This window comes from Limimaricola cinnabarinus LL-001 (assembly GCF_000466965.1).
GTDB classification, from domain to species: domain Bacteria; phylum Pseudomonadota; class Alphaproteobacteria; order Rhodobacterales; family Rhodobacteraceae; genus Limimaricola; species Limimaricola cinnabarinus.
Window position 1 is genome coordinate 89236 of record NZ_BATB01000007.1, and the last position, 11819, is coordinate 101054.

Consider the following 11819-nt stretch of genomic DNA (forward strand, 5'->3'; position numbering starts at 1 on the left):
ATGCGCCCGCTCAGGCGGCGCGGGGCGGCTCGCCCTTGGGCTTCTTGCCACCCGTCGACTTCGTGCCGGGCTTCGGCCCCCATGCCTTCACGCCAAGGGCCTTGACCCCGGCCATGCTGCCGCTCTTGCCGGTGGGGCGACCGCTGCCCTTGCCGGCGTTGTTCTTGGCAGCCTGCTTGGCGATCTCGTGGCCCGCGCCGGGATCGGTGCCCTTTTCCTCGCCCGGCGGCAGCATCGAGATGATGCGCACGCCCGGCGCCGCGCGAATGTCGTCATCCTCGCGGATGAACTCGGTCGTGCCTGCGGGCCGACGCGGGCGACGACCTTGGCATGGGGCCGTTTCTCGCGCCATTCCTCGAGGCTGTATTCCTCGGTCAGCCGGGTCACGCGAAAGGTCCAGCCCTCGCGCATCAGCTGCTCGAGCCCGTCATGCGTCTCCTCGGGGCCGAATTCGCGGCCCGTCAGGCTGTTGGAGAGCGCGTGCCGCGCGCTTTCCATCTTCTGCCGGGCGATCTGATAGACGTTGTCGCGCCCGAATTCGGGGCCGAGATCGGTGGCGACCAGCGTGTTGTAGGCGTCGTTCTCGGTCGCCGCGACCACCACGTCGTAGCTCACCAGTTCGAGCCAGTGCTCGGCCGATTCCGACAGGATGTCGCCGGAATAGGTCGGGATGCCTTCCGAGCGCGCGGCGCGCAGGTTGTTGTGGTTCGGGTCCGCGATCAGCACCGGCACCTCGACCTTCTTGAGCGCTTCGGCCAACCCACGGGTCCAGCGCGAGCCGCCGATCAGCAGCACGCCCGGCACGCTGGCGCCCGAGAGGCCGAGAAACCGCGCGAAAGGGGCCAGCGTGAAGCCGTGGATCACCACCGTGAAGGCGACCAGCACGAAGGCCAGCGGCGCGATGTCGGCGCCGTCAGGCACCCCCAGCTCGGCCAGCCTTTCGCCGAACAGACCCGCCACCGCGACGAGCACCACGCCGCGCGGGCCGGTCAGCGCCACGAGAAGCTGTTCGCGCCATGGCACACCCGAGCCGAGCAGAGACAGCACCACGGTGAGCGGGCGCACCAGCAGCACCACGGCAAAGACGAAGAGCACCGCGCGCCAGTTCAGCGCCGTGAGCGTGTCGAATTCGATCGCCGCGGCAAGCAGGATGAACACGCCCGAGACCAGAAGAATCGTCGCGTGTTCCTTGAAGCGGCGCAGCTCGGCATAGGAGGCGAGATCGGCGTTGGCGATGCCGATGCCCATCACCGTGACGGCGAGCAGGCCGCTTTCGTGCAGGATGGTGTCGGACACCGCAAAGACCGCGAGCAGCAGCGAGAACAGCACCGGCACCTTCATGTATTCCGGCACGCGCCCCTTGCGAAAACCCCACGCCACGATCAGCGCGCCGGCGATCCCCAGCAGCAGCGCCACCACGACGCCGAGCACCAGCTCCCACACCGCATGGCCCACCGTGGTCGCGGTGCGCAGCACCAGCACCACCTCGAAGGCGAGAACGGCGGCAAGCGCGCCCAAGGGGTCATTGACGATGGCCTCCCATTGCAGGAGCGCCGCCGGGCGTCGCGACAGCCGCGCGGTGCGCAGCAACGGCGCGATCACGGTCGGGCCGGTGACGATCATGATGCCGCCGAAGACGGCCGAGCTTTCCCACGTCATCCCCGCGCCGTAGCGCAGCGCCAGCGTCGAGAAGAGCCAGCCCAGCGGCGCGCCGATGAAGACGAGGCGGCTCACCCCCTGCGCCACGTCGCGCAAGGACCGCACGTTGAGCGTCAGCCCGCCCTCGAACAGGATGATCGCCACCGCGATGGAGATCATCGGGGCCAGCAGCACGCCGATGTCGCGCTCCGGATTGAAGATGCCGAAGACCGGCCCGATCAAGAGGCCCGCCACCAGCATCAGCACGATGGCGGGCATGCGCAACCGCCACGCGATCCATTGCGAACCGACGCCGATGGCCCCCACCAGCGCAAAGGCCATGATCGGGGTCAGCCCGGCGGCGTGTTCTGCCGTCATCTCAATTTCCACTCCAGGCTCCCGCCACGTTCGTTGTCTCAAGTATGTCCGAGCCGGTCAGCCGCGCGTGCTCTTGCAGCGCGAAGCGATCGGTCATCCCGGCAATGTAGTCCGCGACGATCCGTGCCAAGGCGGTTTCGCCCTTTGCCTCCGCAACGTCCTTTCGCCACTGCTTGGGCAAATTCTCGGGATGCGCCATGAAAAGCGGGAACAGGTCGTGGATCACGCCGGTCACCCGTTCGCGCATTACCACCACCTCGGGCGCGCGGTACATGCGGTGAAACAGGAAATGCCGCAACACCTTCAGATCGGCCCAGAGCCCGGGGGTGAAGCGCACCATCATCCGCCCCGCCTCGCGCACCTGCTGCGCCGATTTCGGATCGGCCTCGGCAAGGTTGGCGCGCGCCACGCCGATCACGTCCTCGACCAGCACGCCGAAGAACCGGCGCAGCGCCTCGTGGCGGCGGCGGTAGTAGTTCAGGCCGGGATATTTGCGGTCCACCTCGGCGAAGCAGGCGTCGAGGATCGGCAGCTCGGCCAGCTCATCGGTCGAGAACAGCTCGGCGCGCAGCCCGTCATGCAGGTCGTGATGGCTGTAGGCGATGTCGTCGGCCAATGCGGCCACCTGCGCCTCGGCGCTGGCATGGGTGTGCAGCTCCAGATCGTGGCGCGCGTTGTAATCGGCCAGTGCGTGGGGAATGTCGCCGGTGACGGGGCCGTTATGTTTGGCGATGCCTTCGAGCGTTTCCCAAGTCAGGTTCAACCCGTCGAAATCGGCGTAGTGCCGCTCCAGCGAGGTGACGATGCGGATCGCCTGCGCGTTGTGATCAAAGCCGCCGTAAGGCGCCATCAGCGCGTCGAGCGCGTCCTCGCCGGTATGGCCGAAGGGCGGGTGTCCGAGATCATGCGCCAGCGCCACCGCCTCGGTCAGCTCGGTGTTGAGCCCGAGCACCCCTGAGATGGTGCGCGCGACCTGCGCCACCTCGATCGAATGGGTCAGACGCGTGCGGAAGTAATCGCCCTCATGCTCGATGAAGACCTGCGTCTTGTGCTTGAGGCGGCGAAACGCGCTCGCATGGATGATGCGGTCGCGGTCGCGCTGAAAGGGGGAGCGGAAGGCGCTCTCTTCCTCGGGGTAAAGCCTGCCGCGCGTGTCGCGCGGGTCTGAGGCATAGGGAGCCATCATCATGTCCGCCAGCTTGTCGTCACTATTCACCTTACCTATATGGATCGAGAGGCCGCCCGCACAGGACATTCGCCCGAATGACCGTGTCGGAGCCGGTCAATGACCCTGCCCATGGATAGGTTCCGACATGCTGACGCTGCCCCCCACTGTTACCCCCCGCGCCTGGGACCGCCTTTCGGAAATCGGCGCGACGGCGCAGGGCAAGGCGCTGCGCGTCGCGGTCGAGGGAGGCGGATGCTCGGGCTTCCAGTACGAGATCGCGCTCGACGAGCCCAAGGAGGACGATCTCGTGCTCGAAGGTTCGGGCGAAAAGGTGGTGGTCGACAGCGTGTCGCTGCCGTTCCTCGCCAACGCGGTGATCGATTTCTCCGACGAGCTGATCGGCGCGCGCTTCGTGATCGAGAATCCCAACGCCACAAGCTCCTGCGGCTGCGGCACCAGCTTCTCGATCTGAAGCGCTGCGGCGGCTTGACGCGGCCCTGCGAACCCCTACCCTCCGAGGGCTGACAGGACCGGAATTCCCAGACCATGACCGACGACAAGACGCCCGACCGTCCCGATGAACTTGCAGACGGGGCCGGACGGGATCCTGCCGCCACGCCGTCGCCGCAGGACGGCGATCTCGCGCAAGCGGCGCGCGCCTTCTGGGCGGCTTTGCTGCGGGCGCTGGGGCGTGGCGGGCGCGGTCTGGGACAGGCGGGCACCCGCGCGTTCGGCCAGGGCCGCGTCGCGGCGCAAAGCCTGACGGCGCGGGCCGCGCGCGGCACAAGCGCGGGCCTCGCCGCCGCGCAGGACCGGCTGCGCGCGCACCGCGTCGAAACCGAATCCGATCCCGACATCGCGCAGGCCGAACCGCGCCCGCCCATCACGCAGCGCGCGGTGCAGGGCTGGCGCGACGCCTCGGCCCGCCGCCGCGCCCGGCTCGACGCGCGCAAGCTGCGTCCCGCCGCCACGGTGCGGGCCTCGCGCTGGATCTGGCGCACGGTGTTCGGCCTCGCCTTCCTCCTGCTCCTTGGCATCGTGCTCGCGGGCGGCATTCTCGTCTGGGCGGTGCGCGACCTGCCGCTGGCCGAGATGCTGCCACCGCTCGAGGAGCCGACCCTCACCGTGCAGGACGAGGATGGCGACACGCTGTTCACCCGCGGTGCCTACCGCGCGGGCTACGTCGCCATCGACGAAATGCCCGGTTACCTGCCGCAGGCCGTCTCCGCGATCGAGGATCGCCGCTTCTGGGATCACCCCGGCGTCGACATCGAAGGCATCGGCCGCGCGATGTGGCGCAACCTCTCCTCGGGCGGCGTGGTCGAGGGTGGCTCGACCATCACCCAGCAGCTGGTGAAGGTGCTCTATCTCGACCCCGATCGCACCTATAAACGCAAGCTGCAGGAAATGGTCCTCGCGCTGGGGCTGGAGCGCCAGCTCGGCAAGGACCGGATCATGGAGCTCTATCTCAACTCCACCTATCTCGGCTCGGGCGCATGGGGCATGCCCGCCGCGGCGCAGCTCTATTTCGACGTGCCGGTCGAGGAGCTGAGCCTCGCGCAGGCCGCGATCCTCGCCGCGACGATCCGCGCGCCATCGGTCATCAACCCCGAGGCCAATCTTGAGCGCGCCCGCGAACGCGGGCTGGTGGTGCTGTCGGTGATGCGCGATCTCAACCGGATCGACGAGGCGCCTACGAGGCCGCGCGGAGCGAGATGGCGAGCCTCGAACCCTCGCCGCCCCCGGCTCGCGCGGGCAGTTATTTCGCCGATTGGGTGCTGGGCGAGGCGCAGGAACTGGCGGGGGCGGTCGACGGCCCGCTCACGGTCTCGGCGACGCTCGACATCGCCCTGCAGGCCCGCGCCGAGGAGATCCTCGCATCCGCCATCGCGGGCCGGGGCGCGGAGGCGGGCGCGAGCCAAGGCGCCATCGTCGCCATGACCCCCGACGGGCGGGTGCGCGCCATGGTCGGCGGCACCGATTACGGCACGAGCCAATTCAACCGCGCCACCGACGCGCTGCGCCAGCCCGGCTCGACCTTCAAGCTGCCGGTGTTCCTCGCCGCTCTGGTGATGGGGGCCGACCCCGACACCCGCCTGCCCGACGAGCCGATCGACATCGACGGCTACAAGCCCGAGAACTTCAACGGCCAATATGCCGGCGTGGTGACCCTCCGCGAGGCCTTCACCCGCTCGCTCAACGCCGCCACGGTGCGGCTGGCGCAGGAGGTGGGCATCGATCAGGTGATCGAGGTGTCGCGCCAGCTCGGCATCGAGGGCGACCTGACGCCGACGCCCAGCCTCGCGCTGGGCACCTCCGAGGTGTCGCTTCTCGACATGACCGAGGCCTATGCCGCGATCCTCGCGGGGCGCGCGCCGATCAACGCCACCGGCATCGCCAGCCTCAGGCTCGGCGACACCGGCGTGGCGCTGTCGGTCTCGGACGCCGATCCCAACGCCGTCGAGCTCAACCGCACCCGCGACCCGATGGTCTCGATGCTGCGCTCGGTCGTCACCGACGGCACCGGCAAGCGCGCGGCCGTAGACGGCTTTGCCGCCGGCAAGACCGGCACCAGCCAGAACAGCCGCGACGCTTGGTTCATCGGCTTCACCGACAAGCTGGTGGTCGGCGTCTGGGTCGGCAATGACGACAACTCGCCGATGGATGCGGTCACCGGCGGCAGCCTGCCCGCCGAGATCTGGCGTGATGTGGTGCTGGCGGCGGGCGGCTCCGGCGCGCAGCAGGCCCCTTCGGCCGAGAGCCAGACGCCCGTGCGAGTACGGCGTGGCACCCAGGTGAGCACGACCAATGGCGACCGGCTGCGTCAGGCCGCGGCCCCGGACCAGTCCTCTTGCAACGTGCGTGCCTGCTCGCGCGCCTACCGCTCGTTTCGCGCCTCGGATTGCAGCTTCCAGCCCTATTCCGGCCCGCGCAAGCTGTGCACCCGCTAGGCGGCTTGTCCGCCCGCCCCCGGCTGTTACAAGCCGGGGGCAAGGATGGCCCAGGGAGGCGCGCATGAAACTCGCCACGTTCAACATCAACGGCATCAAGGCGCGGATCGGCGCGCTGTCGGACTGGCTGCAGGACACGCAGCCCGACGTGGCGCTGCTGCAGGAGATCAAGTCCGTCGACGAGGCGTTCCCGCGCCAGCATTTCGAGGACATGGGCTATATCGTCGAGACCCATGGGCAAAAGGGCTTCAACGGCGTCGCGATCCTGTCGCGCCTGCCGCTCGAGGACATCACGCGCGGCCTGCCCGGCGATGATGACGACGAGCAGGCCCGCTATATCGAGGCCACGGTGATCGGCGACACCCGGCCGGTGCGCGTGGGCTGCCTCTATCTGCCCAACGGCAACCCGGTGCCGGGGCCGAAATACGACTACAAGCTTGCCTGGATGGCACGGCTGCGCGACCGGGCGCAGGCGCTTTTGGCGCTTGAGGAGCCCGCGCTGCTCGCCGGCGACTGGAATGTGATCCCGCAGGCCGAGGATGCGGCGCGTCCCGAGGCGTGGCGCGAGGACGCGCTGTTCCTGCCCGAGACCCGGGCCGCGTTCCGCCGGATCGAGACGCTCGGCTTCACCGACGCCTTCCGCGCGCGGGTGCGCGGGCCGGGGCATTATTCCTTCTGGGACTATCAGGCCAATTCATGGGATCGCAACAACGGCATCCGCATCGATCACCTGCTGCTCGCGCCGCAGGCGGCCGACCTTTTGCGCGACGCCTGGATCGACCGCGAGGTACGCGGCCGCGAAAAACCCTCCGACCACGTGCCGGTCTGGATCGACATCGACGCCTGACAGCCACGACATTCATTGGATTTCGGGCGCGCGGTGCAGGCCGCGCGGCCTTTTCATGCGAACCGCAAGGCTGCGTATCCTGGGGTTCCGGGCGACAATCCACCTCGCCGCACAGGTTGGACCGCGCTCACGCACATACTGAACTGTTCAGTTTACAGATGGGACACCCTATCTCCCTCTCATCGCAACGAGACAGACCGGATCACCCAATGCCCTTCACCACGCAGCTTTCTCCGACCCGCCTTCGGGGCCGCGACCCGCAAAGTTGTAGCGAAGTGTAACGGGTCGGGGCACTGCGACGGATCGCGACAATGCCGCGATGGCCGTGCCCCGCCTCCCCGTCCATATGTTTCTTGCAAGACGCGCCGAGCTTGATCGGCCGCCACGATGAACTCCAAGACGCCCCACCTCCCCGGGGCAACATGAACAAGGAAAAGACCATGAAAAACATCATCCTCGCCGCTCTGATCGCCGCCACTGCCGTTCCCGCCGTGGCCGCCACCGACAACCTCGGCGCCCAGCAGGCCGTTGCCAATTCCGGCCATGTCGAGCTCGACCGTGTGATGAGCACCACCGGCGGCTATGTCGAGATCCTCGACGGTTCCAGCATCGAGACCGGCGTTCTGCTCGGCACCGAAGACGTGCGTGCCGGCCTCGAAACCGACGTTCGCGTGCAGCTGAGCCACCGCCCCTACCGCGACAACGTGTTCGCCGTGCTCTACGACGCCGATGGTCAGATCACCGCCACGCGTGAGCTGCGCGTCCAGAACTAAGCGACCTTAGGGGAATATTTCCCCCTTCTCTACTCCAGAGAAGAATGGCCCGTCATCCTTGCGATGGCGGGCCAATTTCGTGTCACGTCATGCCCATGGAGCCAGTCCATGCGCGCCGTGAAACGCCCCGGCGCCACGCGGTCGATCGCGCCGAGCGCCAGATGCGCGATGCGGCGCGATACGCCCGAAAAATGATAGTTGCGGGCGTTGGCCTGCGCCGCCGCGATGGCGCGCCTGACCCGCGGGCCGCGCCGCTGCGCATAGAGACCCAGCGCCGCATCAAGATCGGGGGCCGCCTCGAGCGCCCGCGCCAGCACCCAGCCATCCTCGATCGCGAGATTGGCACCCTGTGCCAGAAACGGCAGCGTCGGATGCGCGGCGTCGCCCAGCAACGCCAGCCGCCCGACATGCCACCGCTCGGGCACCTCGTGCCGGAACAGGCCCCAAAGCCGCGTCGCCTCGATACGGTCGAGCAGGGCGCGCAGTTCGGGCGCGGCGTCGGCGAATACCGCGCGCAGCCGGGCCGGGTCCTCGGCGTGATCCCATCCCTCGGGTGCCCAGCCCGACTGTTCGCGCACCGCCACGAGATTGAGCCGCCCGCCAGGCAGCGGATAGGTCACCACATGCCGTCCCGGCAGCATCCAGATCCGGGCCTCCGGCGCGGCCTCGACCCCGTTCAGGACGGCGCGCCACGCCACTTGGCCCGTAAATCGCGCAGCCTCGTCTGTGATCAGCGGACGCAGGACGGAGCGAAGCCCGTCGGCGGCAAGGATCAGCTCGTGGCGCGTCGGCTCGCCGGTCTCGAAAATAAGATCACCGGTCTCGGGCCGTGCCGCCCTCACCGCCTGCCCGGTGACGATCCGCGCGCCCGCGTCCCGCGCCGCGTCGGCCAACAGGTCGATCAAGGCGGCGCGATGCAGAAATCTGTAAGGGTATGGCCCCCCATCGAGGGCAAATCGCGCGATGCCGCGCCCGGACCGCCCGTCGGTCGGTCGCACGGCACGCGCGCGGATCGCCACCTTGTCGAGCGCGGGCCCCAGCCCGAGACGCTCGAACACGGCGGCCCCGTTCGGGGTGATCTGCAGACCCGCGCCGATCTCGCGCAGCGCGGGCGCGCGCTCGAAGATCTCGACCCGGTGGCCGGCCCGTGCGAGGCACAGCCCGGCGCTCAGGCCGCCGATTCCCGCGCCGGCGATGGCGATCGCCAGCCGGGACGTTGTGGAGGCCACGCCCGGATCAGTCGTCGCGGTGAACGCGCTCGCGGCGCTCGTGACGCTCCTGCGCCTCGAGGCTCATCGTGGCGATGGGTCGCGCATCGAGACGACGCAGCGAAATCGGCTCGCCGGTGATCTCGCAATAGCCGTATTCACCCTCGTCGATGCGACGCAGCGCGGCGTCGATCTTGGAAACCAGCTTGCGCTGACGATCCCGCGTGCGAAGCTCGATCGAGCGATCGGTTTCCTCGCTGGCGCGGTCTGCGATGTCGGGAATGTTGCGCGTGGCGTCCTTCATGCCCTCGATGGTGTCGCGGCTGTCGGACAGAAGCTCGTTTTTCCAGGCCAGCAGCTTGCGGCGGAAATATTCGAGCTGACGATCATTCATGAACGGCTCGGTCTCGGCGGGCCGGTAGTCGTCGTTAAGAAATGACTCGGCTTTCATGTGTGCTCCCGGTTAAGGGCCAGCGCCGGGTCCCCAAATCCACCCCGCGGCCGGCGTACCCTCATATGCCGCCCTCCTACTCCCTGCGTCACCTCATGTCACCTTGTTTCTGCGCCGCCGTGTCGCTGCGGCAACGCGGGGGCGACGGCTTTGAAAACAGGCGTTTCGCAACATGCGGCACACGCTAGGATAGTGGGGCCACCCTAGCACGGTTCGCGCGGAAAGTGCACCTACCCTGATGCTCCAGCTGCGCGACGCCGCGCCGCGGCGTCCATCGCTGGACACCTGCCCCCCCTTAACGCTAATCACGGCCCTGCGGTCGCGCCGATCGCGGCACGCTCGGAGAACACGCGATGATCCTGCCAATTGCCGGTCTCTTCATCGGAGCCATCCTCGGCGCCTATCGCGCCCGTCGTCATGGCGGCGGTGCGGCCGACATGGCGCAATGGGGCGCGGCGCATGCGCTGGCCCTCGGGATCGTTGGATTGTTCGTGCTGTTGCTGCTCAGCCGGATCGCGGGCTGATCTCGCCCGCGCGGCGGGCCGACGAGGGGCGGGCTCAGCCCGCCCTCTCGCCGCCGCGTCGATCGTTGTCGGACCCACGGGACGCCAGCTGTTCAAGCAGCTGGCGCAGCCTGTCGGACGTCTCCCGTTCGACGGGGAAGGCCCTTTGCAGTGCGGCGTCGCGCACCTGCTTGTCGAATTGATCGAAGTTCATGGTTGCCTCATTCAGTAGGACAACCCCCCTGACACTGTGACAATAGACATACTCCGGATTTGGTTCCCGTCCGGTAAATCACTCTTGACCCAAGCTGTGGCATAGGAGCCGCATGTGACACCCAAGAAACTGTGGTTGTGCGGATATGACCGGGCCACCATATTGCCATGATGCTCAAGCTCTCACCGCTCATTCTCGCCCTGCTCTACGGATTCGCCGTCTATCAGGTGTCGGTCTGGCGCACGCGCCGCGCGCTCGACCGCAAATCGACCGAGCTGGCCGAGCCGCGCCTGCGCGCGGTCTGCGACAAGCTGGCCCGCGCGCTGGAACTGCCGCGCATCAAGGTGCATGTCTACGAGATCGCCCCCGTCAACGGCCTTGCCGCACCGGATGGGCGGATCTTCCTGACGCGCGGCTTTCTGGAACGCTATGCCTCGGGGGCGGTGACCGCCGAGGAGATCGCCAGCGTCGTGGCGCATGAGCTGGGCCACGTGGCGCTGGGGCATTCGCGCCGCCGCATGGTGGATTTCTCGGCGCAGAACGCGCTGCGCACGGCGCTCGCGGCGGTGCTGTCACGGATCATCCCGGGCTTTGGCGGCATGATCGCGGCCGGTCTGGCGCGGCTGGTGGCCGCCCGGATCAGCCGGGTCGACGAATACGAGGCCGACGCCTATGCCTCGGCGCTGATGATCAAGGCGGGCCTTGGCACCGCGCCGCAGAAATCGCTGCTCTCCAAGCTCGACAATCTGGCGGGCGTCGGCGGCGCGACCCCGGCTTGGCTCATGAGCCATCCCAAGACCGAGGCGCGCCTCAAAGCGATCGAGGCCAACGAGGCCAAGTGGCTCAAGGCCTAGCCGCCCGCCTCCACCGCTTTTCCGAACCGGTTCAGCCGCGCCTTGCGCAAGAGCTTGCGCGGGGTCCACGCCTCGCCCGAAAGCCGCGTCGCTTCGGCCACCACCGATGCCACGACCTCGCCCACCGGGCCGGGGCTGGCCTCGTAGAGGCCAAGCAGGAAGTTGTCGGGATCGGCGCGTGACAGTCCTTCTTCGGCGAGAAGGTCGCGGGGAAAATCCTTGGCGTTCATCGTGACGATGACGTCGCAATGCCCCGCCACCGCGCTGGCCAGCACGTGGATGTCGTTCGCGTCGGGAAGCCAGAGGCGGCGCTCCAGATCCGGGACGGCCGCGACCTCAGCGCGCGGGAAGCGCGAGGCCAACACCGCGATCTCGCCGCGCGCGATCGCCTCGCCCTCCGGCCCCAGCCGCGCCGCCGCCCGCGCCCACTCTTCCGAGATCCGCGCGCTCCAGCGCGGCTCGTAAAGACCTTTGGCGGCGCAGCCCAAGAGCAGCTCGCGCATCACCGTCGGGTAAAGGACGCAGGCGTCAAGCAGGACCCTCACAGACGGAACACGAGCGCCTTGAGATAGCCGCCCTCGGCCAGCTGCGGCAGCACCGGGTGATCGGCCCCGGCAAAGCCGGTGTAGCAGATCGCGCCGCGGCGCCCCGCCTTGCCGATGCCGCGCGCGCAGGCGGCCCGGAACTTGGTCAGGTCGGCGGCATGGCTGCACGAGCAGAGCACCAGATAACCGCCCTCCTCGACCAGAGACGCCGCCAGCCGCGCGATCCGCTCATAGGCGCGCAACCCCGGCTCGAGCGCGGATTTCGACGGCGCGAAGGCGGGCGGGTCGC

At 68.5% G+C, this 11819-nt stretch carries 12 protein-coding genes and 2 pseudogenes; 7 read left to right on the forward strand and 7 right to left on the reverse strand.

All coding sequences use genetic code 11. The features are described from left to right. Positions 1–10: 10 nt before the first annotated feature. Both MBELCI_RS04725 and MBELCI_RS04730 read right to left on the reverse strand, forming a co-directional pair. Positions 11–2016: pseudogene (locus MBELCI_RS04725) on the reverse strand (cation:proton antiporter). Between the two features lies 1 nt (position 2017). Continuing rightward, positions 2018–3202 (reverse strand): deoxyguanosinetriphosphate triphosphohydrolase, encoded by a 1185-nt coding sequence (locus MBELCI_RS04730; protein ID WP_021693014.1) that lies wholly within the window; start codon positions 3200–3202, stop codon positions 2018–2020. A gap of 130 nt (positions 3203–3332) precedes the next feature. Here MBELCI_RS04730 and MBELCI_RS04735 point away from each other — a divergent pair, with 130 nt between their 5' ends. From MBELCI_RS04735 to MBELCI_RS04750, 5 genes are all read left to right on the forward strand, one after another. Continuing rightward, the gene (locus MBELCI_RS04735) at positions 3333–3656 is read left to right on the forward strand and encodes a HesB/IscA family protein (protein ID WP_045319720.1); all 324 of its coding nucleotides are present in this window, start codon (positions 3333–3335) and stop codon (positions 3654–3656) included. Between the two features lie 74 nt (positions 3657–3730). Then, positions 3731–5125, forward strand: coding sequence for a transglycosylase domain-containing protein (locus tag MBELCI_RS20345; RefSeq protein WP_021693016.1), 1395 nt, complete (start codon positions 3731–3733; stop codon positions 5123–5125). A 23-nt stretch (positions 5126–5148) separates the two neighbouring features. Further along, positions 5149–6135: a penicillin-binding transpeptidase domain-containing protein gene (locus MBELCI_RS21470; RefSeq protein ID WP_235047567.1), complete on the forward strand. Its 987-nt coding sequence runs from the start codon at positions 5149–5151 to the stop codon at positions 6133–6135. A gap of 64 nt (positions 6136–6199) precedes the next feature. Next, positions 6200–6982 carry an exodeoxyribonuclease III gene (gene xth / locus MBELCI_RS04745; RefSeq protein ID WP_021693018.1) on the forward strand — a complete coding sequence of 261 codons (783 nt, stop codon included), beginning with the start codon at positions 6200–6202 and terminating at the stop codon, positions 6980–6982. 440 nt (positions 6983–7422) lie between these two features. Further along, the gene (locus MBELCI_RS04750) at positions 7423–7755 is read left to right on the forward strand and encodes a DUF7282 domain-containing protein (protein ID WP_145973710.1); all 333 of its coding nucleotides are present in this window, start codon (positions 7423–7425) and stop codon (positions 7753–7755) included. A 29-nt stretch (positions 7756–7784) separates the two neighbouring features. Here the strand turns inward: MBELCI_RS04750 and MBELCI_RS04755 are convergent, their stop codons facing one another. Together MBELCI_RS04755 and dksA are read right to left on the reverse strand one after the other, a co-directional pair. Then, positions 7785–8984 carry an FAD-dependent monooxygenase gene (locus tag MBELCI_RS04755; RefSeq protein ID WP_021693020.1) on the reverse strand — a complete coding sequence of 400 codons (1200 nt, stop codon included), beginning with the start codon at positions 8982–8984 and terminating at the stop codon, positions 7785–7787. Positions 8985–8991: 7 nt separating this feature from the next. Beyond that, positions 8992–9414, reverse strand: a complete 423-nt coding sequence (gene dksA, locus MBELCI_RS04760) for an RNA polymerase-binding protein DksA (protein ID WP_021693021.1) — start codon at positions 9412–9414, stop codon at positions 8992–8994. Positions 9415–9767: 353 nt separating this feature from the next. On the opposite strand from dksA, the gene MBELCI_RS21205 reads away from it, so the two are divergent. Continuing rightward, positions 9768–9938: a hypothetical protein gene (locus MBELCI_RS21205; RefSeq protein WP_021693022.1), complete on the forward strand. Its 171-nt coding sequence runs from the start codon at positions 9768–9770 to the stop codon at positions 9936–9938. A gap of 34 nt (positions 9939–9972) precedes the next feature. On the opposite strand, the gene MBELCI_RS20950 is transcribed toward MBELCI_RS21205, so the two are convergent. Further along, a complete protein-coding gene (locus MBELCI_RS20950) occupies positions 9973–10131 on the reverse strand; it encodes a hypothetical protein (RefSeq protein WP_021693023.1) in 159 nt (52 codons plus the stop codon). 170 nt (positions 10132–10301) lie between these two features. Here MBELCI_RS20950 and MBELCI_RS04765 point away from each other — a divergent pair, with 170 nt between their 5' ends. Beyond that, complete coding sequence (locus MBELCI_RS04765; protein WP_045319722.1) at positions 10302–10985, forward strand: M48 family metallopeptidase; 684 nt, start codon at positions 10302–10304, stop codon at positions 10983–10985. Here MBELCI_RS04765 and MBELCI_RS04770 read toward each other — a convergent pair. Together MBELCI_RS04770 and MBELCI_RS04775 are read right to left on the reverse strand one after the other, a co-directional pair. After that, positions 10982–11530: an RSP_2648 family PIN domain-containing protein gene (locus tag MBELCI_RS04770; protein WP_045319707.1), complete on the reverse strand. Its 549-nt coding sequence runs from the start codon at positions 11528–11530 to the stop codon at positions 10982–10984. The genes MBELCI_RS04765 and MBELCI_RS04770 overlap by 4 nt on opposite strands. After that, positions 11527–11819, reverse strand: a pseudogene (locus tag MBELCI_RS04775) (RlmI/RlmK family 23S rRNA methyltransferase); the annotation flags it as partial. The gene MBELCI_RS04770 and the pseudogene MBELCI_RS04775, both read right to left, overlap by 4 nt.